This is a genomic window from Mesorhizobium vachelliae, assembly GCF_033977325.1.
GTDB lineage: Bacteria > Pseudomonadota > Alphaproteobacteria > Rhizobiales > Rhizobiaceae > Mesorhizobium > Mesorhizobium vachelliae.
The window spans coordinates 124855-149045 of record NZ_JAVIIR010000001.1 but is presented as its reverse complement, the minus strand read 5'-3'; the positions used below and the strand labels follow the sequence as shown (position 1 = coordinate 149045).

General features: G+C 64.1%; 19 protein-coding genes. 8 read left to right on the top strand and 11 right to left on the bottom strand.

Annotation, left to right across the window (positions count from 1 at the left end; translation table 11 throughout):
• Positions 1–16 precede the first annotated feature (16 nt).
• From RFM41_RS00765 to RFM41_RS00740, 6 genes are all read right to left on the bottom strand, one after another.
• Positions 17–1315, bottom strand: a complete 1299-nt coding sequence (locus RFM41_RS00765) for a DUF6638 family protein (protein WP_320245626.1) — start codon at positions 1313–1315, stop codon at positions 17–19.
• 219 nt (positions 1316–1534) lie between these two features.
• Positions 1535–3445, bottom strand: a complete 1911-nt coding sequence (locus tag RFM41_RS00760; RefSeq protein ID WP_320245625.1) for an ATP-binding protein — start codon at positions 3443–3445, stop codon at positions 1535–1537.
• Positions 3446–3469: 24 nt separating this feature from the next.
• Positions 3470–4615: a hypothetical protein gene (locus tag RFM41_RS00755; RefSeq protein WP_320245624.1), complete on the bottom strand. Its 1146-nt coding sequence runs from the start codon at positions 4613–4615 to the stop codon at positions 3470–3472.
• A gap of 98 nt (positions 4616–4713) precedes the next feature.
• Positions 4714–5802: a hypothetical protein gene (locus RFM41_RS00750; protein WP_320245623.1), complete on the bottom strand. Its 1089-nt coding sequence runs from the start codon at positions 5800–5802 to the stop codon at positions 4714–4716.
• A 284-nt stretch (positions 5803–6086) separates the two neighbouring features.
• Positions 6087–6476 carry a c-type cytochrome gene (locus RFM41_RS00745; RefSeq protein WP_320245622.1) on the bottom strand — a complete coding sequence of 130 codons (390 nt, stop codon included), beginning with the start codon at positions 6474–6476 and terminating at the stop codon, positions 6087–6089.
• 128 nt (positions 6477–6604) lie between these two features.
• On the bottom strand, positions 6605–7216 hold the full coding sequence (locus RFM41_RS00740) for a thymidine kinase (RefSeq protein ID WP_320245621.1): 612 nt from the start codon (positions 7214–7216) through the stop codon (positions 6605–6607).
• A 252-nt stretch (positions 7217–7468) separates the two neighbouring features.
• Here RFM41_RS00740 and choX point away from each other — a divergent pair, with 252 nt between their 5' ends.
• The 5 genes from choX (at position 7469) to RFM41_RS00715 (ending at position 14132) form a co-directional block, all read left to right on the top strand.
• On the top strand, positions 7469–8404 hold the full coding sequence (choX, locus tag RFM41_RS00735) for a choline ABC transporter substrate-binding protein (RefSeq protein WP_320245620.1): 936 nt from the start codon (positions 7469–7471) through the stop codon (positions 8402–8404).
• A gap of 326 nt (positions 8405–8730) precedes the next feature.
• On the top strand, positions 8731–9585 hold the full coding sequence (gene choW / locus RFM41_RS00730) for a choline ABC transporter permease subunit (protein WP_040996939.1): 855 nt from the start codon (positions 8731–8733) through the stop codon (positions 9583–9585).
• The gene (gene choV, locus RFM41_RS00725; protein WP_320245619.1) at positions 9582–10763 is read left to right on the top strand and encodes a choline ABC transporter ATP-binding protein; all 1182 of its coding nucleotides are present in this window, start codon (positions 9582–9584) and stop codon (positions 10761–10763) included. Before choW ends, choV begins: the two co-directional genes overlap by 4 nt.
• A 120-nt stretch (positions 10764–10883) precedes the next feature.
• A complete protein-coding gene (locus tag RFM41_RS00720; RefSeq protein ID WP_320245618.1) occupies positions 10884–12908 on the top strand; it encodes an autotransporter outer membrane beta-barrel domain-containing protein in 2025 nt (674 codons plus the stop codon).
• Between the two features lie 186 nt (positions 12909–13094).
• Positions 13095–14132: an MBL fold metallo-hydrolase gene (locus RFM41_RS00715; protein ID WP_320245617.1), complete on the top strand. Its 1038-nt coding sequence runs from the start codon at positions 13095–13097 to the stop codon at positions 14130–14132.
• A 13-nt stretch (positions 14133–14145) separates the two neighbouring features.
• Here RFM41_RS00715 and RFM41_RS00710 read toward each other — a convergent pair whose 3' ends face one another.
• A complete protein-coding gene (locus tag RFM41_RS00710; protein ID WP_320245616.1) occupies positions 14146–16209 on the bottom strand; it encodes a transcriptional regulator in 2064 nt (687 codons plus the stop codon).
• Positions 16210–16380: 171 nt separating this feature from the next.
• Between RFM41_RS00710 and RFM41_RS00705 the strand changes: the two genes are divergently transcribed.
• A complete protein-coding gene (locus tag RFM41_RS00705; RefSeq protein WP_320245615.1) occupies positions 16381–17466 on the top strand; it encodes a PLP-dependent cysteine synthase family protein in 1086 nt (361 codons plus the stop codon).
• A gap of 83 nt (positions 17467–17549) precedes the next feature.
• A complete protein-coding gene (locus RFM41_RS00700) occupies positions 17550–19031 on the top strand; it encodes a pyridoxal phosphate-dependent decarboxylase family protein (RefSeq protein WP_320245614.1) in 1482 nt (493 codons plus the stop codon).
• A gap of 21 nt (positions 19032–19052) precedes the next feature.
• On the opposite strand, the gene RFM41_RS00695 is transcribed toward RFM41_RS00700, so the two are convergent.
• Positions 19053–21077 (bottom strand): BTAD domain-containing putative transcriptional regulator, encoded by a 2025-nt coding sequence (locus RFM41_RS00695; protein WP_320245613.1) that lies wholly within the window; start codon positions 21075–21077, stop codon positions 19053–19055.
• A 170-nt stretch (positions 21078–21247) separates the two neighbouring features.
• On the opposite strand from RFM41_RS00695, the gene RFM41_RS00690 reads away from it, so the two are divergent.
• On the top strand, positions 21248–21475 hold the full coding sequence (locus tag RFM41_RS00690; protein WP_320245612.1) for a hypothetical protein: 228 nt from the start codon (positions 21248–21250) through the stop codon (positions 21473–21475).
• Between the two features lie 26 nt (positions 21476–21501).
• Here the strand turns inward: RFM41_RS00690 and RFM41_RS00685 are convergent, their stop codons facing one another.
• The 3 genes from RFM41_RS00685 to RFM41_RS00675 all read right to left on the bottom strand — a co-directional run bounded on the left by RFM41_RS00685 (position 21502) and on the right by RFM41_RS00675 (position 24100).
• Positions 21502–21882, bottom strand: coding sequence for a YciI family protein (locus tag RFM41_RS00685; RefSeq protein WP_320245611.1), 381 nt, complete (start codon positions 21880–21882; stop codon positions 21502–21504).
• Positions 21883–21977: 95 nt separating this feature from the next.
• Positions 21978–23387 carry an ATP-binding protein gene (locus RFM41_RS00680; RefSeq protein ID WP_320245610.1) on the bottom strand — a complete coding sequence of 470 codons (1410 nt, stop codon included), beginning with the start codon at positions 23385–23387 and terminating at the stop codon, positions 21978–21980.
• Complete coding sequence (locus RFM41_RS00675; protein WP_320245609.1) at positions 23384–24100, bottom strand: response regulator; 717 nt, start codon at positions 24098–24100, stop codon at positions 23384–23386. The genes RFM41_RS00680 and RFM41_RS00675 overlap by 4 nt, the downstream gene beginning before the upstream one ends.
• Between the last annotated feature and the right edge of the window lie 91 nt (positions 24101–24191).

Below are 24191 nucleotides of genomic sequence, written 5' to 3'. Positions count from 1 at the left end.
GGCTCTCGTCACCCCCTCAGTCAGTCAAGCCGTAAAGGCGCGCGCGGAACGCCGCCTTGTCCTTCAAATATGTGGTTTTCAGAACGTCCACAACATGGCTTCGCCATGCGTCGCTGAAGCCGTCATAGTCCTTGTAGAAACCCGGCTTGTTGAAGACGTAGCGCGAAACGAAGTCCTGCGGCACGAAATCCGAGATCAGCTGGTTGGTCAGCCAGGCATCGGGATGATCGGGCTTGGCGCGAACGACCAGGAAACGCTGGCGCGGCGGCACGTCCTCGATCTTGAGATGGCCGAGCTGGGCGATCTCGCGCTTGGCGGCGTTGAGGAACGGGAAATTGCCGTCGCTGGCGATCAGGTCGGCATGGCCGTGGATCCAGGTCTGCAGCCAGACCTTGTCGACATCGGTCAGGTTGCGGTTGGGCTCGGCGTCGCGGATCAGCGCGCGCACGATCATCTCGGCGCGATGCTCGAGATAGCCGGAAGCCTCGATCCATGAAGCGCGCGGCAGGTCGAGGCGGCCGGTGGCGGCCAGGAAGCGGAACACCTTGTCGGCGTCGTTGATCGACAGATAGCTCACCTGCCAGGGCCGCGAGCGGCGGAAGCCGGGAGCGGCAGGGTCGCTGATCACCGTCGTCATATCGGGATCGACGAAGACATAGAGGCCGCCGAAATGGCTGGTCCAGTAGGCGTTGTGGCGGAAGATCACCTGGTCCGGCACCAGCGCGTTCTCGCGGATGTCGCCGCAGACCTTGGCGAGATCGACCATGCGCTGGAGCATGGCATTGTCGCGCCAGGCGTCGGGCTCCTGCTTCAGCCGGTCGACCAGCTTGCCGAGCTCGGCCGCCTTGCCGAGCACGTCCTCGGCCGACAGCACCTTGAACTCGACCTGGTTGATCGACAGCAGGTCCTCGATGTCGTTGACCTTGGGAACCGAGTCCTCGATCTCGCCATAGATCACGTCCTTGATGGTCAGCGCGTCGATGGCGCGCTGGTTCTTCGACATGAACTCGAACATCAGCTGCGAGGTGTTGGAGAAGGCGGTGTGGACCACCGGCAGATCGATCTGCGACGGCGTCAGGATGATGAAGCGGCGGTTGACCTCGTTGGGATCGAGGTAGTCATAGTCGCCGCATTCCTCGGCGATCTCGGGCGAGAAGCCGGTGCGGTCGATCTGGAAGCTCGCAAGCTTGGTTGGCTCGAGGCCGAACGCGGCCATCGCCTTGTTGTAGCGCTGGATGAGGTGCGGCTCGTCGATGGTGAGCAGCCGACCGTAGATCAGGTCGTTGTCACGCAGGAGGTCGGGTTTTTTCTTCACCTGTCCTTCTCCCCGTTCACGGGGAGAAGGTGCCCGGAGGGCGGATGAGGGGCGTGGACTCCCCTTCTCCCCTTGTGGGAGAAGGTGGATCGGCGCGCAGCGCCGAGACGGATGAGGGGTGTTGGCCGGAGTGCCGTCAATGCCAAGCTGGAACACCCCTCATCCGTCGCCTTCGGCGACACCTTCTCCCACAAAGGGAGAAGGGGAGGTTGGCGCAGCTTACGCATTCCACAGGCCCTTCTTCTTCATCTCCTCCATCTCGCGCACCGCCCTCTCGCGCAGCCTTGCGTCGCGCAGGAGCTTCTCCACCGCGGCATCGTCCGACTTGTCGGAATAGCGGAACTCGGAATCGGCGTAGCGGTTGATCTCCTGCATGACCATGTCCATCGAGAACGGCCCGCGCAATTCCTCGATCATCGCCTTCTTGTCGTCGTAGCTCTTGTGCATGAAGGCTTCCGGCTTCTCGAACCAGTCGTCCGGCAGCTCGATGTCCATGGCGCGCATCTTGATGGCGTCGGTGACGTTCTTGATGGCGCGGCCGGTGAAGCGCGGCTCGGCGTCCTTGATCATGTGCAGGTAGGTGCCAACATCGGCCATGGTCTTGGGCGCGCCGTTTTCCTTCATGTAGCGCTCATAGACCTTCATCAGCCCGTCTTCCTGCGGCTTCTCGTGCTCTTCATAGGCCTCGGCCACGGCGCGCTGGATTTCCTGCGCCGCATAGAGCTCGTGCTTGCCCAGCGGGATTTCGTGGTTCTTGCCGGCAAGCAGCACGAAGATGTCGATATAGTCGTCGCGGGTCTGCGGGCCGTCGACCAGCCAGCGCGCGCCGGCGCGCTGGCGCAGTGCATCGTCGACATTTTCCGGATAGTTGGAGAACATGCCGAAGGAGCAATTGCCGCGTACCACCGTCGAGGCGCCGGCGAAGGCGTCCATCAGGACGCCGGTGATTTCCTGCTGGCCGGCCGATGCGCGGCCGTCGGACCGGCGCGCCGCCACCTGGTCGATATCGTCGATGGTGCCGAAGCCGATGACGCGCGGGTTGAGCACGTTGTTGATGAACTGGCGGCAGTTCTGGCCCGACTTGCCCTGGTAGGACGAGATCTGGTCGACGCCGAAATTCTCATAGGCGAAGGGATAGCCGGCGACCTGGCAGTAGCCGTTGACGAGGCCGGCGATCATCTGGATCAGCGTCGTCTTGCCGGTGCCGGGCGCGCCGTCACCGATGAAGGTGAAGAGGAAGCCGCCGAGCTCGACGAACGGGTTCAGCTCGCGCTCGAAATCATAGGCCATCAGCATCTTGGCCAGTTTGACCGACTGGTATTTGGCGATGTGGTTGCCAACCACCTCTTCCGGCGTCTTGAAGGTCATCACCAGCGGCTTGGAGCGTTTGCCTGGTGCGACATCGAAGCCGTCGAGGGTGAAGTCGTCGACATCGATGCGGATATGCGCGTTCTCGAACGGACCGATGCCGTCGAAGCGGCCTTTTCGCGCCAGAAGCCCGTCGATGGCGACGCGGGCAAAGGCCCGAGCCCGCGCCGTCAGTTCGGCGTCATCCTTCGAGCCGGCGATCGCCTTGTCGAGGCCGGCGACGATCGACTTCACCGCGTCCTGGGGTGTGTCGAACAGGAAGTCGGGCTCGGGGATGTCGTTCGGCGCCTCGCCGTCGCTGTCGATCAGCTGGAAGAGGTACGAGGCGAAACTGAAGGCGGAGACGTAAGCCGAAGCCGACAGAAGCTTCTTGAAGGCCGACGCCTCGTCGCCTTCCAGCGGCGCACGGACGTTTTTCGCCTGCAGGCTTTCGAGGTCGGAGCCTTCGGCGAAGACACCCGCTATGGCGAGCGCGATCGCCAGGCCGCGCCGGGCGCGATAGAGCAGCGTGTGCTGCGGGATCGTCATCAACTGGTCGTCGGGATGGATCGCGGCCACCGTTTTCGAGAGCTCGACCTCGCGCGTGCGGCGCACCGAGCCGACCGATACCGTCGAGACGAAGCGTCGGTTGGTGCCGGCAAGCGCGGTGCCGGATTCGCGCGAGGGGTCCTCCAGCACGACGATGCGGGTGATGAAGCTCTGCGCGGTCGCGCGGTGCTTTTCGATTGCGGCTTCCGAGATCGTTGTCAGGCCGGTGTCCATGAAGGATGCTCCGCGGTTTGACGGTCAGACGTCGCTGATGACCTGTCCGTTGGACAGGATGTGGACCTTGAAGCCGGAAAAGATCTTCTGCGCTTCGCCGGCGGCATAGAGCGCCTGGTAGGCCTCGTGCGGAATCAGCGCATGGTTCTCATAGCTCGATACGCCCTGGCGCGCCGCTTCGAGGTCGTCGGTGTTGATGAAGAATTCCTGCGTCGTCTTCTCGCTGGAGAACAGGCCCTTGCGGCCCGGCTTCTCGCTCTTGGAGAAGACCTCCTGGAGAGTCCAGGTGAGCAGCCAGGCATTCTCCGGCTTGCGTACCTTGGCGAGCACCTCGGTCACGGTCGAATTGTTGTCGGTGATACCGGCCGAGTAGAACGGCCCAAGCACGACCCGCCGCAATTGCTTGGGATGCAGCGGCTCGAAATCCTTGTCGAGATTGACCGCGATCGTCGCCGGCGAGAGCGTGTAGGCCGAGTTCTTCTCGGTGAAGTCGTCGAAGCGGTGCGCAAGCTCCGGGTTGAGCAGGCCGTCGACGGGAAGCGGGATATCGACCTTCTCGTTCAGCTTGCCGTTAACGTCGACCAGCTGGCGCACCATGCTTTCGGAGGAGTCCTCCACAGTCACCATATAGACCAGCGGCAGGTTGGCGCTGCCGTCGAACGTCGCCCAATGGACGAGATAATAGGGCCGCATGGTCTTCGGGTTGACCGAGACCTTGGCCGTCTGCGCCAGGGTGAAGGGGCCGAAAGTCGCCTCGCTCTTGACGTCCTCCAGATAGAGCCGCTCGGCCATCGACTTCTGCAGCGCTTCGGGAAACTCCTTGTGGCGCAGGATGAAGTCGGCCATCTCCTCGCGCAGCTCGCCGGCCTGCGGGATGTTGGCCAGGCGGGCATCGGCCTGCTGGCGGTCGTTTTCCAGCTCGAGCAGGTTCTGAAACACCGGATAGCCGCTCTCGGCGCGCGAGATGCGGAAGGTGTCCATGAAGCCCAGCCGGTTGCGCCAGCAGGCGAAGGACTTGTCCAGCCGCGCGATATATTCGGCGACGATCCCGGCGACGATGCCGTGCCGGTAAAGCGGCGAGCGGTCGTCGCGCATGAACACTTCCAGCCCGCTCAGCGCTGCCGTGATGGCGGAGAAATAGCGTGTCGCCGCGTCGTTCTCAGGTGTCATGTGGCTGCCGTGGAAATGAAGTCAGCGGCGCTGCCTGGATTCCTTTGTTTTTCGCAGGTTCTGACCGCAAAACCGTGGGACACTTTTGCGGAACCTGCTTAGGACTGCACGTAGTTTGCCGAATTGTGCTTCTTCATCACATCGTCGAAGCGGCGGGCGAAGGCATCGTCGGCAAGCTTCTTGCGGCGCTGGATGTCGGCTGAAGCCACCATGTTCTTCTCATGCATTTCCAAGAGGTCGCCGATGTGCTTTTGCGAGGCGGCGCCGATGCCGGCCATCGTCTCCTCGGCCGTGTTGTCGACCTGGCTGCCCAGCGTGTTGATCTTGTGGGCGACGTCCTGCTGGGCGGCGGTCTTGAGCGAATCTTCCAGCGCCTTGTAGAGGACGATGCGCTGCTCGGTGTCGATGGTCAGCTTGTTGATCAGCGTCGACTGCGCGGCGATCTGGTTGTTGAGCGAATCGACGAAGGTCTGGAACATCGAGGTGTAGCGCTCCAGCGTCTGGCTTTCGGCCAGCAGCTCCTGCTCCTTGGCCTGTTTTTCGTTGTATTCGGTCGCCATTTTCGAGCGCTCGCCCTCAAGCTCGGTGCGCTCCTTCTGGGTCGTGGAGGCGGCGATCTTGTTTTCGATGTCGAGCAGCAGAGGGTTCAATTCCTCGATGCGTTTCTGCACCGCCTCAAGGTTGGACATAGTCGTCTTGCGGCGCTCGATCACCTGAGACAGGCTGGTCTCGGAGGTCTTGTAGCGCTGGTCGAGGACCTGCTTCTGCGCTTTCAGGATGCCGACGATGGTATCCGACTTCGCCAAAAGCTCCTGCAGGTTGCCGGCCAACGACATGTTGCGGACGCGGTCGGTGCGCATGCGCTGCTTGCGCTGCGCCGAAAAGACGCCGACGAAGTTTTCCCAGCCGGTGTAGTTCTTCATGCTTTCGAATTCGGCGCCGAAGACGTTGGTGGCGTCCTCGAGCCCGATGATCAGGTCGGCGATGTTGCCTTCCATGATCTTCTGCTGCTTGAGCACGTCCTCGATGCGGGCATTCTCGATGTCGAAATTGGCGTCGCCGATCTTCTTGTCGGCCTGAGCAAGCGTGTCGAGCACCGTGCCGGACTGCTCGATCTTGGTGCGCATGTCCTGCACGACCTGCTTGGTCTTGGCAATTTCGGCATCGAAATTCTGCAATGTCGCCATTGGGGCCTCCCGCTTCGGCATCCGTTTCCGTGTCGTGGCGGCGAATATATGTGGGGCTTCAAGGGATTGAAAGAAGGAAGACAAGGAGAAATGTCAAAACAAAAGAATTGGTTAGGCCCTTGAAAGACAAGGCAAGCATGCGCATGGCGCCCAGTAATGCGCGCCGCCGTCGAAAAGCTTCAGCTTATATGCCTTAAGTTCTTGTTTTTACGGACGGCCAAGGCGATGAAACAGCGCCGGCAAATCTCTTGCACCGCGGTAATGCCGGTTTCTTCCAATACCGATCAGGGCTTGGGGTCAGCCTTGAGATAGGCAATCACGTTGGCGATGTCGTCATCGCTGGTCAGGCCGGTGAAGGCCATTCTGTTGCCGGGAACCTTCTGCCTGGGCGCCTTGAGATATTCGGTGAGGTTGGCTTCGTCCCAGACGAGGCCCGCGGCGCCGGCATCCTTCATGGCTTGCGAATAATGGCTCTGAAAGCTTTCCGCCGAGCCGGCCTTGCGGCCGACAACGCCCAGCAGGTGCGGGCCGACCTTGTCGCGATCCGTCGCCGCCTCATGGCAGGCGATGCAACGGTTGAAGACCTTCTTGCCCAGCGCCGCATCGCCATCGGCATGCGCGGCAAGGCCGCCGGCGAGCAGGAAGACGACGGCGGACGAGATGGCTCGAAGCATTGCGGGTTCTCCGGCTGGTTCTGGCTGGGCTTGAATTTAGGGCGCCGGCGTTAACAAAGGCAGCATAGATCGCGCGACTGCAAGAAGGTGGCAGCCGGCTGCCCGACGACGACCGGCAGCCTTCCGGCTCATGGGCTGACAAAACCGATGAAGTCGTCAGGCGCGGCGCGGCCCATTTCCTCTTCCCAATGGCGGCGACAGAGCGAAACATAGACGTCCTTGCCGATCGCCACCTGTTCGCCCTGTTTCGCCACCTTGCCGTCAGGGCCCAGGCGCACCACCATCGTCGCCTTGCGGCCGCAACGGCAGATGGTGCGCACCTCGCGCAGGTCGTCGGCGATGGCGAGCAGCGCTCGCGAGCCGGGAAACAGCTTGCCCTGGAAGTCGGTGCGCAGGCCGTAGCACATGACCGGAATGCCCAGACGGTCGGCGATGCGGGCGAGTTGCCAGACCTGCTCCTCCTCGAGGAACTGCGCCTCGTCGACGAAGATGCAATGCACCGGGGCATGCCGGTGATGCTCGGCGACCCTGGCATAAAGATCATCGCCGTCGCGGAACATCTCGGCCTCCGATTCGAGACCGATGCGCGACGAGATCAGACCGCTGTCGCCCTTGCGATAGTGGCCGGCGACGAACAGCATCGTCGACATGCCGCGCTCGCGATAATTGTAGGACGCCTGCAAAAGCATGGTCGTCTTGCCGGCGTTCATCGTCGCGTAGTGGAAGTAAAGCTTGGCCATGCCGTCCTTCTAAGCGCACATGTCGGCGCACGGGGAGGGGGCCCAAGGCTCCGTCCACCAAAAACTCCCCGTCCCTCAAAACTCCATGGCGTTCAAAAGCCTGTCATGTCGCTTAATGGCCAGCGCGCGCCGTTCGTCGTGATGTTGAAGCGCTTGAAACAACACCAAAATGGTGTTTGGCTGACGAAACAAGGCGGGCGCAAGAAACCGTGACTTCGCTTTGCCTCGAAAATTCTAATGGGAGAAAAGTTCATGTCGCGTATGAAATCTTTCGTCGCTGGCCTCGGCCTCGCGGCGCTTCTGTCCACGACCGCCGCTTATGCCGGCGATGCGGCGAGCTGCAAGGCGGTTCGCCTGTCGGACGTCGGCTGGACCGACATCCAGGCCACTACCGGCCTTGCCTCGGTGCTGCTCACCGCGCTCGGCTATGCGCCGCAGACGATTCAGCTTTCGGTGCCGGTGACCATGGCCTCGCTGAAGAACAAGGACCTCGACGTCTTCCTCGGCAACTGGATGCCGTCGATGACCAACGACATCAAGGACTACACCAAGGAGGGCTCGATCGAGACGATCAGCACCAACCTGACCGGCGCCGGCTACGGCATTGTCGTGCCGACCTATGTCGCGGACGCCGGCGTCAAGACGCTGACCGATCTCGGCAAGTTCAAGGATAAGTTCAACGGCAAGATCTACGGCATCGAGGCCGGCAATGACGGCAACCGCATCATCCTCGACATGATCAAGAACCCGAAGGACAATCTGGCCGGCTTCGAGCTGGTGGAGTCCTCGGAGGCCGGCATGCTGACGCAGGCCGAGCAGTCGATGAAGAACAATGAGTGGATCGCCTTCCTCGGCTGGACGCCGCATCCGGTGATGGGCGCCATGAAGATCACCTATCTCGACGGCATGGGTGACAGCGGCTTCGGCGCCGCCACCGTCTACACCATCGTGCGCAAGGGCTACACCACCGAATGCCCGAATGCCGGCAAGTTCATCGCCAACCTGAAGTTCAATCTCGACATGGAAGGCCAGATGATGGACGCGATCCTCAAGGGTGGCGATCCGCAGACCGTCGCGACCGATTGGCTGAAGAAGCACCCGGATGCGGTTGCGCCCTGGATCGCCGGCGTCACCACCTTCGATGGCGGCGACGCGGCCGCGGCCGTCAAGACCGCGCTCGGAGGCTGAGCCGGGTTTGAGACCGGAATGATGATCCGGAAAGGGCAGCCATTGGAAAAAGGCTGCCCTTTTTCTTAAAGCGGGCCGCGCTGAAACAGATACGTGCGACGCGCCTAAAGCATGTCTCCCGAAAGTGGGAACCGGTTTCGGGATAAAGACATGCGTAAAATCAAAAACCTAAAGCGCATGGAGCGAATCTGAAAGATCGCGACGCGCTTTAAGTCTCTGTTTTTACGCATGTCATTTTCCCAAAACAGCTGCGCACTTTTGGGTGACATGGGTTAAGCTGTGAGAGGATGACCGCACGGCAAGTGCGGCGAAGCCGAGAGGGGAAGATGGATCCGATTTCGAAATTCCTGACCGATTACAAGATTCCGATCGGGCCGTGGGGCAAGGCGTTCTTCGGCTTCCTGACCGACAATTTCGACACCATCTTCCGTGCCTTTTCAAATGGGCTGAATTTCATCCTGGACGGGGCGGTGAACCTCTTGCTGATGGTGCCGCCGGTGCTGTTGGCGCTGGTCATCGCGATCATCGCCTGGCTTTTGCAGCGTTCGCGGCCGCTCGCCATCGGCGTCTTCCTCGGCCTGATCTTCATCATCAACCAGAATCTGTGGAAGCAGACGGTGCAGACGCTGGTGCTGGTGGTTGCCGCCGCCGCCATGGCCATGGCCATCGGCGTGCCGCTCGGCATCTGGGCCGCGCACAAGCCGAAGGTCTACCGCGTCATGCTGCCGGTGCTCGACCTGATGCAGACGCTGCCGACCTTCGTCTACCTGATCCCGGTGCTGACGCTGTTCGGGCTCGGCAACGCGCCCGGCCTCATCGTCACCATCATCTTCGTCATCCCGACGGCCGTGCGGCTCACCCATCTCGGCGTGGTTTCGGTGCCCAAGGCGATCATCGAAGCGGGCGAGGCCTTCGGCGCCACCAAGCGCCAGCTCCTGTGGAAGGTGGAGCTGCCCTCGGCGCTGCCGACCATCATGGCGGGCCTGACGCAATCGATCATGCTGTCGCTGTCGATGGTGGTGTTCGCCGCGCTCATCGGCGCCGGCGGCCTCGGAACGGAAATCAACCGCGCGCTCGGCTCGCGCCGCATCGATCTCGGGCTTGAGGCGGGCCTTGCCATCGTCGTGCTCGCCATCGTTCTCGACCGCATGACCCGCATCGGCGTTGGAGGCAAGAAATGACCGTCGCGGTTGATTTCAAGAACGTAGACATCGTCTTCGGCGCCGACCAGGCGGGTTCGCTGGCGCTGATCGACCAGGGCGCCACGCGCGCCGAGATCCTCGAAAAGACCGGCAATGTGCTCGGATGCGCCGGCGCCAGCCTCACCGTGCACGAAGGCGAGATCTCGGTGCTGATGGGTCTGTCCGGCTCCGGCAAGTCGACGTTGCTCAGGGCCGTGAACCGGTTGAACGTCGTGTCGCGGGGCCAGGTGCTGGTCAAGGACGGCGACCGCACCGTCGATGTCGTCACCTGCGACGAGGCGACCTTGCGCCGGCTGCGGCAGAAGCAGGTGGCCATGGTGTTCCAGCAGTTCGGCCTGCTGCCCTGGCGCACGGTCGAAGAAAATGTCGGCTTCGGCCTCGAGCTTGCCGGCGTGCCGGAAGCCGAGCGCAGGGCCCGGGTGCAGAAGCAGCTGCAGCTCGTCCATCTCGACCAGTGGTCGAAGAAATACGCCCATGAGCTTTCCGGCGGCATGCAGCAGCGCGTCGGTCTGGCGCGCGCCTTCGCCACCGAGGCGCCGATCCTATTGATGGACGAGCCGTTCTCGGCGCTCGACCCGCTGATCCGCACCAAGCTGCAGGACGAGCTGCTGCAGCTGCAGGCCGAGTTGAAGAAGACCATCATCTTCGTCAGCCACGACCTCGAGGAGGCGCTGAAGATCGGCAGCCACATCACGATCATGGAGGGCGGCCGCATCGTCCAGACCGGCGCGCCGGAAGACATCGTTCTGCGGCCAGCCAACGACTATGTGCGCGACTTCATCGCCAATGTGAATCCGCTGTCGGTGCTGACGGCCTGGAACGTGATGCGCGACCGTCGCGACCTGGAGCAGGGCGAGAATGGCTGGGTGTGGCTCGACCGGCGCAAGACGACGCGCTTCAAGATCGACGAGCATGGCCTTGTGGCGGCAGCCGAGCGCGACGGCAAGCCGGCGGTGTGGGTCTCCTGTGCCGATGTCGAGCGCCAGCCTGAGGAAGGGGCGCAGGTGTTCTGGGCCAATCCGGGCACGCCGCTGAAGACGGTGATGCTCGCCATGCACCGCTCGCAGACGGCCCCGGTGGCGCTGTTCGACGAAGGCTCGCGCTTCGTCGGCGCGATCGGCATCCGCGACGTGCTGAGCGCGGTGCTGAGGCGATAGGCGTCTTCGCGGGCGCCCGGGTGCCCAGTCCGGGCGCACTGCCCGCGGCTTGTCTTTCGCTTCCGTCGAGCGCAGACTCCAGGCGTTGCATGCCCATGCGCCGAGGGGGTGACGCCAACGTTGCGCACGAGGGTTTCAGGCGCGATTGCGCCGTCGATTTTCGTTGCGGTCCTGCTTGGAGGCGGCGCGGCGTTTTCCCAAAGCTTTGTCATCGGCAATGGCGTCACCGCAGGCCAGCAGACGATGATCAATGCCGGCGACATCGGTGTCGTTAGCCCAACGGGAGCGATAGAAACGCTGGCCGCCAACGCCGATGCCGTGCGCATGCTCGAGTCGACCCAGAGGCTCACCAACTACGGACTGATTGAGACCTTGGGCGGCGGCGCCGCCAATGTGCGTTCGCTTGGATCCGATGCGACCATCCTCAACGACGGAGGCATACTGGCCATCGGGGACGGCTCGATCGGAATACTGTCCGTGGGCGACAATGCGCGCATCTTCAACAACGGCTCGATCGAAGCGCTGGGTGTCGCCACATACGGCGTCATCAGCGACGCCGCCGGTGGGCATGTGGACAATCACGGCTTCATTGGAGCTTCCGGTACGGCCGCCGCCGGCATCATAGGCGACGGGCCAGACCTGGCGATCTCCAACAGCGGCTCGATCGAGGCCTACGGAATCGCTGCCGGAGGGATTCTCTGGCAGAGCAATGGTCTTCGGCTCGACAATTCCGGGTCGATCACGGTGTCGGGGCTGGCCTCCGTCGGCATCGGTGCCAGCGGCAACGACATCGCGATTGCCAACAGCGGCAAGGTTGACGTCTTCGGGACCGCGTCAACCGGCATCGGCACCCTGTTCGGCAACGCCGCGATCATCAATTCCGGCTCGGTCATTGTCGAGGGCGTGGGCGCCGTGGGCATTGCCGCCCAGGGCGGCAACTCCGTCATCACCAATTCGGGCAGCGTCTTCAGCGACCAGAGCGTGGCGATCTATTTCGGCGCGCCCGGCGCCACGCTGAACCTGTTGGGCGGAACGGCCATTCAGGGGCCGATGGTTCTTTCCGGCGGCGGCAACACGGTCGCCTTCGGCCCCGGACTGAACGCCGTCATGAGCTTTTCAGGGAGCGGCCTGCCGCAAACCGTCCTGACCGGCGGCAGGCCATTCGTGACGAGCGGCGACAGCGTGGCGGTGGCGGACATCACCGGCTTTGCCAGCAGCGGGCCGCTGATCGAAGATCTCGTCGACGGCATAGAAGGTGTCGACGAGGCGCGCATGGCCGCCTCAAGCGGCGACTTGCCTGTGCCGCATAACGGCCGGGATGCCTGGATCTCGACATTTGGCGGGATACGCTCGCAAGGCGGCTCCGGCGCATCGGCCGGGTTCAGCGAGGCGCTGGGCGGCGTCGTCGCCGGCGCTGAAAGGCGCTCGGGCGACGGGTTCCTCGGGGGCTTGCTCCTTGGAGGCGCCGCCGGGTCGACCGAGGTCGACGACGACGCGCAGGAGATCGTCCATCGCGGCGTGTTTGCGGGCGGCTATCTCGGCTATGACGCGGGGGCGCATTTCGCCGAGGCGGCATTCGTCGCCGGCGTGCTCCAGGAGCGCAGTCGCCGACGCGTCGCGAACAATCTGGTGCTCGGTGGCGTCGAGACGACGCGGGCCGATTTCAACAGCGTCTTCCTCAGCCCGTCGGTCACGTTCGGCATGCGGCTGCCGGTCACGACCGGCACGCTGATACCCAGCGTGCGACTGCGTTACGCCGGGCTCTTCATCGACGACTACGCCGAGGCCGGTTCGGACGGCGATCTCGCGGTCGCGCGACGCAACGTCAACGTCTTCGAGGCGCGTGGCCAGCTCGCGCTGGCTCTGGCGCCCGTCAGCACGCCAAGCCAGGCCTGGCAAACCACGCTTCGAGCGGGGATCGACGCTATCGCGCAAAGCAGCGACGACGTTTCGGCGACGCTGCTCGGCCAGGACATCTCTTTTCCCGCCGGCGGCAAAAAGGCTGTGTTGCGCGGCTTTGCCGGCGTGGACGTCGCGGCGGAGGTGGGCGCCTGCATGACGCTCAATGCCGGCTTTGAAGCGGGTTACGGGACCGACAATGCCTTCACCGTCAGCGGCGTAGCTCGCCTCAGCAAGGATTTCTGAGGGAGCTGCTCGACGAACCCCGGCGCCGCATTTGAAGGCCGGCACTCCCGCGGCTGCAGGAAGGCCGTCTACCGGCGCATATATTTTTCGAAATCCATTCCGATTCTGCCCGTCTGTGGGGTAAGATATTGTCGCGACCGCGCGGACGGTGCCCGGCGGTGCGAAACGCAGCGGGGTATGTGGCCAATGATCTTCCGTCAGCTGTTCGATTCCGTCTCGGGCACCTATTCCTATCTGCTGGCCAGCCGCAGGGGTGGCGAGGCGCTGATCATCGATCCGGTGCTGGAAAAGGTCGAGCGGTACTTGCAACTGGTCAACGAGCTGGACCTGAGGCTGGTCAAGGCGGTGGACACGCATCTTCATGCCGACCACATCACCGGCCTCGGCGCGTTGCGCGACAGGACGCATTGCGTGACCGTCATGGGAGAGCAGACCAAGGCCGATGTGGTGTCGATGCGGCTTGCCGACGGCGACAAGCTCGGCATCGAGGGGCTGGCGCTCGATGTCATCTACACGCCCGGCCACACCGACGATTCCTACAGCTTCATCCTGCCCGACCGGGTCTTCACCGGCGATACGCTGCTCATCCGCGGCACCGGCCGCACCGACTTCCAGAATGGAGATCCGCGCCAGCAATATGAATCGATCTTCGGCCGCCTGCTCAAATTGCCCGACGAGACGCTGATCTTCCCGGCCCACGACTACAAGGGCGAGACCGTGTCGACGATCGGCGAGGAAAAGGCCTTCAACCCGCGCCTGCAGGTGAAGTCGGTCGACGAATATGTGAACATCATGAACAATCTCAATCTGTCCAACCCGAAAATGATGGATGTAGCCGTGCCGGCGAATATGCGGGTCGGGCTGCATCAGGACGACATCGCCAGCCGCGGCTGGGCGGTGAGCGCGGAGCAGGCGCTGGCGCTGGTCGGGCGGCCCGACGTGGCGCTGATCGACCTGCGCGAGCAGTCCGAACGCGAGCGCTACGGCGTCATTCCCGGCGCGATCCATCTGCCCTATGCGCGGCTGCAAGAGAACATCGCTGCTGGCGGCATGCTGCACGAATTGGCGAAGTCGACCAGCAAACAGCTCCTGTTCTACTGCGCCTTCGGCGAGCGTTCGGCGATGGCGGTGCAAGCGGCGCAGGATGTCGGGATTTCGAGCGCCCGCCATATCCAGGGTGGCCTCGACGCCTGGCGCAAGGCCAGCGGGCCGCTAGCTCGCTAGCAACCGATCGGATTCAATTCAGACCGATCAGCTTCGAGCCGTTCCGGAAAAGAGCTTCTCCATCCCGGTCGAAGCGGAACGTGGCGATGAAATCGTCGGCGCGATAGTTCGGGAACGTGTTGCGGATCGCGGCGGCGAAGGTGCGCGCCTCGTCCTGCCGGCCGGCGAGCGCCAGGCAATGGGCGGCGATCGCCAGGATGATGACATGGGCGTTTGGCCTTGCGGCTGCCTTCAGCGCCCATTCGGCCGCCGCTTCGAATTCGCCGAGCCGCGCATGCGCCATGGCGCGTGCGCCCATCATGCCGAACAGCAGCGGATCGAAGGGGCTCAGATGACGCGAATGGTCGGATGAGCCGATCGCCGATTGCGGATCGCCCGACTGGGAATGGACGAAGGACAACGCGTAATGGCCGAGCGCGAAGTTGGGGCTGAGGTCGACGGCATTCGCCAGTTCCAGCAGCGAGCCATCCTGCTCGCCGCGCAGCCATAACGCGCGGCCCATCGCCCAGTGGGCGGCAGGGTTGCGGTCATCGACCAGCAGGCTCTGGCCGGCGCTTTCAAAGGCAAGCGCGGTCTCGCGGTCGCGGTCGCCCCAGCGCTGGAAAGCATTCTGCCAGTGAGTGAAGGACATGCCGGCATGAGCGCGCGCGAAAGTGGGATCGAGCTTCAGCGCCTCGCCGAAGAAATGCTGCGCCAGCTCGTTTTCCTGCCGGGTGAAGCGATACATGTGCCAAAGGCCGCGATGATAAGCCTCCCAGGCATTGAGTGAGTTTGGCGCCTTCAGCAATGCGCGGTTACGCTCCACCGTCGCGATCTCGGCGGCGAGGGAGGAAACGATGCTGTTGCCGATATCCTCGATGACGATGAATATGTCGTCGGGCTTGTGCTCGAAGGTCTCGGCCCAGACGATCCGCGCGGTGCGCACCTCGACGAGCTCGACCGAAACGACGATCCGCCCCGGCGCGCTGCGCACCGAGCCCGTCGCGACATAGTCGACATTCAGCCTGCGTCCGGCGTCTTCCGGCGCGATGTTCCTTTCGGCGAGCGCGAAGACCGAGCCGCGGGCGATGACGAAGAAATCGCGAAGCTTGGCAAGCCGCGTGATGATGTCATGCGTAAGGCCGTCGGCCAGGCCGCCGCGGACGCCCCCGGCGCTCTCCGTAAACGGCATCACCGCGAGCGAAGCCCGGCGCGTCGCCGCAGGTTCGGATTCGATCGCGGTGACCGGCAAGTCCGGGACCGGGAAAGCCGGCCCGGATCGGGCGCATGGCGTTGCGCCGGCGTTCCGGGCCCTTATCTCCTGCCACGCCTCCCGCAACGGCGTGAAATCCAGCTCCTCCGAATGGAACAGCTCCGCCGCGGTGGCAAGATGCTCCTCGCCGGCGCCGAACTGCCCGCGCCGGGCCAGATTTTCCAGCAGCGCCACATGTGCACGGCCGTCGAAGGGCGCAAGCTCCAGCCATTTGTCGATATAGGCGCCGGCCTCATCGGTTCCCCGCGGGACAAGGCCGATGATGTGCTCCAGGACGGCGACATGGCATGCGCTGAAACGGCGGCGCTGGGCCGTCAGCCAACTGCCGAAATGCGGGCTGCGATCGAGCTCCAGGCCGTCGAGAAAGTCGCCGGCGAACAGTTGCGCAAGCGCCCGCAGGCGGTCGAGGCCAAGCGTCTCGATCCCCTCCGCCACCGCGGCAGCGGCCTCGACGGCATCGACACTCGTATCGCCGAGGCGAAGCGCCACGGTGTCGCCTTCCGTCTCGATCCGGCGCAAGCCCGGTTCGTCCAGCACGGCCCGCAGCTTGCTCAGGCACCAGCGCAGCTCCCCGCGCGGATCGTTTGGCACGTCCCAGAGAAGTTCGCAAAGACGGCCGCGGCTGACAGGGTGGGGCGCCAGCGCGAGGTAGGCGAGCAGCGCGCGCAGCTTGCGTGACGATGGCAAGGTAACGGGCACTCCGTCGCGGGCAATCGTCAGTTGCCCGAGCAGCCTCACGGACAGGCCAACGGGGTCATTCAGGCTCGATCGGGTGGATTCCACGTATGTTTCCACGCTTTCTCCAACGCTGGCCAGTTGGTCCATATTCTATCACCAAAGATGACAGGAGGCAGCCGGCAGCCCCGTTCCGTGCCGGAACGCCGCCGTTGCCGCATTTTGCGGCAGATCAAGCACCCTATCGCGGCCAGGTGTCAAAACCGCGCCGCCAAAGCTGCCGGTCTGTAACCGGCTCGTGAGGACATCGAGGAGAAAGCCATGTTGCATCAATTGAAAATCAGAACCACGGCCGGGCGCGGTCGGCTGTTCGACAGCATTCTCGATACGGTCGGCGACACGCCGGTCATCCGCATCAACAATCTCGGGCCGGGTCATGCGACGATCTATGTGAAGGCCGAGTTCTTCAACCCGGCGGCCTCGGTAAAGGACCGGCTGGCGCTCAACATCATCGAGGAAGGCGAGCGCAGCGGCAAGCTCAAGCCTGGCCAGACGGTCGTGGAGGCGACGAGCGGCAATACCGGCATCGGCCTTGCCATGGTCTGCGCGCAGAAGGGCTATTCGCTGGTGGTGACGATGGCCGACAGCTTCTCCGTCGAGCGCCGCAAGCTGATGCGCATGCTTGGCGCCAAGGTGGTACTGACGCCGCGCGCCCAGAAGGGGTTTGGCATGTACAAGAAGGCGGTCGAGCTTGCCGAGGCGAATGGCTGGTTCCTGGCGCGCCAGTTCGAGACCGAGGCCAATGCTGCCATCCACGAGGCGACGACGGCGCGCGAGATCATCAATGATTTCGCCGGGTCGCGGCTCGACTATCTGGTCACCGGCTACGGCACCGGTGGCACGGTGGCCGGCGTCGGCCGGGTGCTGCGCCGGGAACGGCCGGAGGTGAAGATCGTGCTGGCCGAGCCGGCGAATGCGCAGCTGATCGGCAGCGGCACGCGCCAAGAGCGCGGCGCCGGCGGCGCGCCTGCCGCCAGCCACCCGGCTTTCGAGCCGCATCCGATCCAGGGCTGGACGCCCGACTTCATCCCCAACGTGCTGCAGGAGGCGATCGACCAGCGCTACTATGACGAGGTGGTGCCGATCCCGGGTCCCGAAGGCATCAAATGGGCGAAGGCGCTGGCGCAGCAGGAAGGCATCTTTACCGGCATCTCCGGCGGCGCCACCTTCGCCGTCGCGCGGCAGATCGCGGGCAACGCCCCGGCCGGCTCGGTCATCCTGTGCATGCTGCCCGACACAGGCGAGCGCTACATGTCGACGCCGCTCTTCGATGGCATCGAGGCCGATATGGACGCCGAGGAGACGGCGCTGTCGCGCTCGACGCCGAGCTGCCAGTTCGAAACCTGAACACGGAAGCGCGACGCCGTCATTCAAACGGCGGCGTCGCCATTCTTGCACATGAATCGCCCACATGCCGGCGGGAGACACGGATGGACAGTTTTCAGGAAGCGGCGGCCGCGGACGAAACGCTCGATCCGCCGGACTGGACCGAGGTGGGAGCGCTTTCCCACCGGATCGTCGACGACGCCATCGCCTATCTCAAGGATGTCCGGGAGCGTCCGGCGTGGCGTGAGATGCCGGCTGAAGTTCGCGATTTCTTCGATGCGCCGATGCCACGATCTGCGGCGCCGGTGGCCGACGTCTATGGCGATGTCGCCCGCAATGTCATGCCTTATCCGATGGGGAATATCCATCCGCGTTTCTGGTCCTGGTATATGGGGGCCAGCAACTTCACCGGCGCGCTCGGCGACTTCCTGGCCGCGGTCCAGGGCTCCAATCTCGGCGGTGGCAACCATGCGGCGGCCCTGATGGACAGCCAGGTCGTCAACTGGATGAAGGAGATGGTGGGTTTTCCCGCCTCGGCCGGCGGCACGCTGGTCAGCGGCGGCTCGATGGCCAACATCATCGGCTTGACGGTGGCGCGCAACGTCAAGGCCGGCGTCGACGTGCGCGAGCGTGGCGTCGGCGCCATGCCGAAGCCATTGCGCTACTACGCCTCGGACCAGGTCCATTCCTGTCACCGCAAGGCCATGGAGGCGTTCGGCCTCGGCAATCGGGCGCTCCGGCGGATCCCGACCGATGACGGTCTGCGCATCGATATCGCCGGGCTCAAGAGGGCAATCGCGGAGGACCGGGCGGCGGGGTTCAAGCCGGCCTGCGTGATCGGCACAGCAGGCACGGTCAACACCGGCGCGGTCGACGACCTGCAAGCATTGGCGACCGTTGCGGCCGGGGAAGACCTCTGGTTCCATGTCGACGGCTGCATCGGCGCGCTGATCGCCATCGCGCCCGAGAACCGATCGCTTGTTGCCGGCATCGAGCAGGCGGATTCGATCGCGCTCGATCCGCACAAATGGCTGCATGCGCCGTTCGAAGCCGGCTGCGCGCTGGTGAGGGACGCATCCCTGCACCGCAACACGTTCGCCGTCACGCCGGAATATCTGGAATCGACGCCGCGCGGCCTCGCCTCCGGAGAGTGGCTGCACGATTACGGGCTTCAAACGTCGCGTGGTTTCCGCGCGCTCAAGATCTGGATGGCGCTCAAAGAGCATGGCGTCGAGAAATTCGGCCGCCTGATCGACCAGAACATCGCCCAGGCCCGCCACCTCACCGGGCTGATCGAGGCGGAGCCGGCGCTTGAGCTGATGGCGCCGACCACCATCAACATCGTCAGCTTCCGCCACCGGCTTGATGGCGCGTCGGAGGAAAGGCTCAAGGCGTTCAATACCGAGATGATGCTGAGGCTGCAGGAAGAGGGCATCGCGGTTCTGTCCGATACGACCGTGCACGGCCGGCACTGCCTGAGGGTGGCGATCGCCAACCACCGCACGCGCCGCGAGGATCTCGACCTGCTGGTCGCGGAGATGCTCCGGCTGGGGCAGGAAATCGCGGCTGCCGCGACACCGGCCTAGAGGGCACACGGTCATGACGTGTCATTCAGGCAGGCCGGCCAGCCGCAGCGCCTCCACATATCGGTCGAAATAGTCCGGCCTGATCTGCCCCACCCTATGTTTAAGGTTGGAAAGCCTCAGCCCGGGGTCCAGCGTCAGCGAGCGCGAAATGTATTTTCCAGCGGCATCCAGCCTGCCGGCCATGGCATTGCTGGCGGCAGCCACGCGAAGGCCAGTCAGATAATATGGCTGCTCGCGTGACGCCGCCTCGGCGAGTGGCCATGCGGCGTCATGCCGGCCAGCAACGAAATGAGCAAAGGCGGTAAAGCATTGCATGAAGAAGGTCAGTGGATCGAGCGGGCTCAGTCGTCTTGCCCGTGACAGGTGCTCGATGGCGATGTCGGGGTCGTCATGGCAGGCCTTGAGGCAACCGCTTGCGCTCCAGGCGGTGGCGCAGTTCGGGTTCAGCACCAGCGCGCGGTCGGCAAGTGCCGAGCCGGCCTCGTAATCGCCGATGACATAGCCCAGCGCCAGGCCGCTGAAGGCCAGCGCCACTGCGTCGTCCTGGCCAGCGATAGCGACATTGCCGACCAATCGGGAAACCTCGACGGTTTCCTTCTGGCGGTCGGTCATCCAACCATTCGCCATCCGCCAAAAGTAGCACCAGGCGGCCGCGCCCTCGGCGGCGGCAAAATCGGGGTCGAGCTCGATGGCCTTGTAGAATTGGGGCAGCGCCTCCTCCAGCCCCTCCCGCGTCCACCGGTAGAGGCTGGCCATGCCACGCAGGTAGTGGTCGTATGCGTCGAGGCTGTCGGTTGGTTTGCGCTTGGCTCGTGCCATCTCGGCCTGTTCGAGCTTGGGCGAAATCGCGCCGATGACGCGGGATGCGACAAGGTCCTGGAGTTCGAACACGTCCGAGACGTCGCCTTCGAAGCGGTCAGCCCAGAGGCTCACTCCGGCCGCCGCTTCGACCAGCTGCCCTGCGACACGCAGCCGGCTGCCGGCTTTGCGGACGCTTCCCTCCAGCACGTAGCGCACCCCGAGATCGCGCGCCACGCGCGTCACGTCGACGGTGTGGCCCTTGTAGGCGAAGGCGGAATTCCGCGCGATCACGAACAGCCAGTTCACATGCGACAGTGCCGTCGTGATCTCCTCGACTACGCCGTCGGTGAAATATTCCTGTTCTGCATCGCCGCTCATGTTCTGGAAAGGTAGGACGGCGATCGATGGCTTTTCCGGCACGGAAACTACGGCGCGCGGCGGTTCCGCCTTCGCTTCCAGCCGGGACGGCTCGACCCCGGACGGATCTTCCTCGGCTTTCGGTTCCTTGAGGCGCTCCGTCTTGAGGGGCTCTATGCGTTCGACCAGCGCCCGTGTCGCTTCTTCGGGCTCGACGCCGAGTTCGCGCTTCAGCGCTTCCTTGCAGGCCAGGAACTGGCGGAAAGCATCGTTGGTCTTGCCTCGGCGATGAAAGATGCGGATCAATGCACGGTGAGCCTGCTCGGCGCACGGGTCGATCGCCACCAGCCGCTCGGCCAACGCCTCGCAGGCCTGTTGCTCGCTGAAATCCAGCTCCGGCAAAAGGCTCAGCCGCTCAACCAGATCCAGTGCCTTGCGGGCGTAGCTCGCCCGAAGCGGCGCAAGCCACTCGTCAATCTCACCGGGGGATGACAGCCCGTCGAGCAGGTCGCCCCGGTAGAGGCCGGCAGCCGTCGCAAGGCTCCCGGCGTCCTCGGCCCGCACCTTCTGGTCGAAAATCCAGATGTCGGCCTCGTCGGCGCTCGCCGCCAGCCAGATGGCGTCGGCGTTACCTTCGATGCGAATGGCCTCGTCACCGGTGGAGGGGAATAGCCGCCTGATGTCGACCAGGGCCTGGCGCAGGCTGTTCCGCGCCTGCTGCTCTGCGCTGCCGGCCCACAGCATCGCCGCTACCCTTTCGCGACGGAGCCCTTTCGGGCCGGCCAGAACGAGCGCAGCAAAGAGCAGCGACGTCTTGCGCGTCGCGAAGTGCAGAGGTTGTTCGCCTGCGGAGACAACCTCGATGCCGCCAGGCAATCGGATGTGCACCCCGGCCACCGTGAAAAAGCCTTGGGTAGAATATCACGTCCCGGCGGCGGCTTAACGACGATTTAGCGCCTGCAATCACGGTTTTTTCGGCGGTTTCACGCCTGCACGAACATTGGCCAAGCGCGTCGATGGGACATTGCCCTCGTGAGTTCGAACGAGGGAGAATGACAATGACCTACATCAGCCTCAGCACCTTCCAGCCGACCTCCCGCTTTGCCGGCACGCTCGCCGCCCGTGGCGCGACCATTTTCGCCGGGCTCCGGCGCCGGTACCATGATGCCTTGCAGCGCAGGGCTTTGGCAGGCCTGTCGATGCCGGAACTGAAGGATCTCGGCTATCCGGTGGATGAAGCTCCCGCCGATGTCGCGGTTCGCGGTCGTCGGGTACATAGCAGCTGATCCTGGAATTGCTCGGCAGACCGTTCTTATGCAGGGCCGGCAGCCAGCGCAGCACCAGGTCGGTATAGCAGGATCGGCCTAATCTCGTAGACGGCGCTGGGGTTGACGCGCTTGAGGTCGCGCGCGGCAGCGAGCGCTTCGTCCCGGTTCGCGCAGTCGAGGACATAGAGCCCCAGCAACTGCTCCTTGGTTTCGGCGAAGGGACCGTCGATGACCATGCCGTCGCCGGGACCGCGCAGCGTCACGGCATTCGCCGTCGCGCCGAGCCTGGCCGCCGGCCCGAGCTTGCCCTCGCGCGTCAGCCTGTCATTGACCTCGAGCAGGTCCTTCATCAGCGCCGCATCCTCGTCGGGCGTCCAGGACTGCACAGTGTCTTCCACGTGATAGGCAAGGACGGCGTAGAACATGGGTGGAATTCCCTCGTGACCAAGCGGGCCGCACTATCACAAGGAAGAGGCGGCTGATCCAGTGGCGCGGAGCGGTCGGACGATCGCCTGCTGACTCAAGCTGCCACCGGCAAGATCAACTCCGTCAACAAGCCGCCGCCGGGGTAATTGGAAAGATTGACCTCGCCGCCGGCGCCACGAGCGATGTTGCGGGCGATGGTGAGGCCGAGGCCGAGGCCGCCGGTGGTGCGGTTGCGCGATTCCTCAAGCCGCACGAAGGAGCCGAACACCGCGTCCAGCTTCGCCTGCGGGATGCCGGGGCCTTCGTCGCGGATCGACAGCGTGATCGTGTCGCCGGATCGCCGCACGCCGAGATGCGCCTTCTTGCCGTAGGTCACCGCGTTCTGGATGAGATTGGTAACGCAGCGGCGCAACGCCACCGGCCGCGCGATGCAGATCAGGCCGCGCGAAGGCACCACGTCTTCGTCGAAGGACGCGCCGTCGAAGGAGTCCGCGACCGATTCCACCAGCGACCAGAAATCGATCCGCTCGGCCTTTTCCTCGGTCACCTCGAATTTGGCGAAGTCGATGACGGAGCTGGCGATGCTTTCGATCTCGGCCAGGTCATGCGCCAGCGCCTCGCGCGCCGGCGACTTGCGCAGCAGTTCGAGGCGCAGGCGCATCCTGGTCAGCGGCGTGCGCAGATCATGCGCCAGCGCCGCCGCGAGGTGCTCGCGATCCTCGACATAATCGCGCAGCCGCATCTGCATGGCGTTGATCGCCTTCGCGGCGGCGCGGATCTCGCGGCTGCCGCTCTCGGCGATCGGCGGACTTTTCAGATCGTTGCCGATGCGCGTCACCGCCCTTTCCATCATCCGGTAGGGCGCGGTCAGCCGGCGCAGCGACCAGATCGACATGATGACGATCAAACCAGCGATCAGCGAGTAGAGCGGGAGGCTGTCGACGCTCAGAATCGGTCCCGGCGGCGTGATCGGCTCAGTGAAATTCAGCCATTGCCCGTCGGAAAAGCGCAGCGAGGCGGTCAGCTTGTCGCTCTGCGCGAAATCCGCGGCCAGGACCAGAAGGTCCCGCTCGACCTGGCCGACATCCTTGTTCATCGCCTCGCCGTCAGGCACATCGGATTCCTGGGTAGCCGGATCGCGCCGCACGCGCGCGTCGGTGACGCCGAATTTCGAAAGGCGGCCGACCAGTATGTCCTCCAGCTCGGCCAGTTCGTCGTCGCCGGCGATCGAAGAGGTGACGGCGGGCGTGTCCGAGACCGTCAGCGCATAGGTCGAGTTGAACAAGCCGGACGCGGTCGCCTTGCGCTCCTCGGGCGTGGCGTCGTGCATCAGCTGCACCAGCGAGTAGGCGCGGTCGTTCAGCCGGTAGAGATCGACCACGCTGTTGGCTGCCACGCGGTCGCGCGCAACGATGTAAAGCGTCGCCACCTGGCTGATCATGAGGCCGGCAATGACGATGAGCAGCACCCAGACAGGCAGGGTCTGCGGCAGGAAGCGTCTCATTCGGACGTGGTCTCGGGCAGGAACTGATAGCCGCCGCTGCGCACGGTCAGGATCAGCTTGGGCGTCTTCGGGTCGTCTTCCATCTTGCGGCGCAGGCGGCTCACCAGGATGTCGACGCTGCGGTCGAAGCTGTAGCCGGCATCGCCGCCGGAAAGCTCGATCAGCTGCTCGCGGGTCAGCACGCGCTGGGCGCTCTTGACGAAGGTCTGCAGCAGGTTGAACTCCGCCATCGTCAGCTCCACCCGGACGTCGTCGGGCGCCGTCAGGCGGCGGCGCGCGCAATCCATGGTCCAGCCGGCGAAGCGGTAGATCTGCTTGGCGATGGGGCGACGCGGTTCGGCGCTGCCGTTGCGTCTCAGCACGGCGCGGATGCGGGCCAGAAGCTCGCGCGGATCGAAGGGCTTGGGAACGTAGTCGTCGGCGCCCATTTCGAGGCCCACCACGCGATCGGTCGTCTCGGTGACCGCGGTCAGCATGATGATCGGCGTTGTGTAGTTGGCGCGGATCTCGCGGCAAAGCTCAAGCCCGCTTTTGCCGGGCAGCATCACGTCGAGAATGATCAGGTCCACGGGCGTGCGACGCAGGGCCGCTTCCATCTCGGTGCCGTCGGCGGCCACCGTGGTCTGCAGCCCGCGCTTCTGGAAGAACTCCTGCAGCAGGTCGCGTATGCCCTTGTCGTCGTCGACGATCAGTATGTGCGCATCGGATTTCACTCGAAACCTATCATTCTATTTTGCCGGACATCCCTTCGCGAAACACCCACACGATAGAATTCGGGCCACATCTTGGCCAGTGGCCGCCATT

Coding starts and splice junctions, on each gene's coding strand:
- RFM41_RS00760 (WP_320245625.1), bottom strand. CDS start 3,445: ATGGACACCGGCCTGACAACGATCTCGGAAGCCGCAATCGAAAAGCAC.
- RFM41_RS00755 (WP_320245624.1), bottom strand. CDS start 4,615: ATGACACCTGAGAACGACGCGGCGACACGCTATTTCTCCGCCATCACG.
- RFM41_RS00750 (WP_320245623.1), bottom strand. CDS start 5,802: ATGGCGACATTGCAGAATTTCGATGCCGAAATTGCCAAGACCAAGCAG.
- RFM41_RS00745 (WP_320245622.1), bottom strand. CDS start 6,476: ATGCTTCGAGCCATCTCGTCCGCCGTCGTCTTCCTGCTCGCCGGCGGC.
- RFM41_RS00740 (WP_320245621.1), bottom strand. CDS start 7,216: ATGGCCAAGCTTTACTTCCACTACGCGACGATGAACGCCGGCAAGACG.
- choX (WP_320245620.1), top strand. CDS start 7,469: ATGTCGCGTATGAAATCTTTCGTCGCTGGCCTCGGCCTCGCGGCGCTT.
- choW (WP_040996939.1), top strand. CDS start 8,731: ATGGATCCGATTTCGAAATTCCTGACCGATTACAAGATTCCGATCGGG.
- choV (WP_320245619.1), top strand. CDS start 9,582: ATGACCGTCGCGGTTGATTTCAAGAACGTAGACATCGTCTTCGGCGCC.
- RFM41_RS00715 (WP_320245617.1), top strand. CDS start 13,095: ATGATCTTCCGTCAGCTGTTCGATTCCGTCTCGGGCACCTATTCCTAT.
- RFM41_RS00710 (WP_320245616.1), bottom strand. CDS start 16,209: ATGGACCAACTGGCCAGCGTTGGAGAAAGCGTGGAAACATACGTGGAA.
- RFM41_RS00705 (WP_320245615.1), top strand. CDS start 16,381: ATGTTGCATCAATTGAAAATCAGAACCACGGCCGGGCGCGGTCGGCTG.
- RFM41_RS00700 (WP_320245614.1), top strand. CDS start 17,550: ATGGACAGTTTTCAGGAAGCGGCGGCCGCGGACGAAACGCTCGATCCG.
- RFM41_RS00690 (WP_320245612.1), top strand. CDS start 21,248: ATGACCTACATCAGCCTCAGCACCTTCCAGCCGACCTCCCGCTTTGCC.
- RFM41_RS00685 (WP_320245611.1), bottom strand. CDS start 21,882: ATGTTCTACGCCGTCCTTGCCTATCACGTGGAAGACACTGTGCAGTCC.
- RFM41_RS00680 (WP_320245610.1), bottom strand. CDS start 23,387: ATGAGACGCTTCCTGCCGCAGACCCTGCCTGTCTGGGTGCTGCTCATC.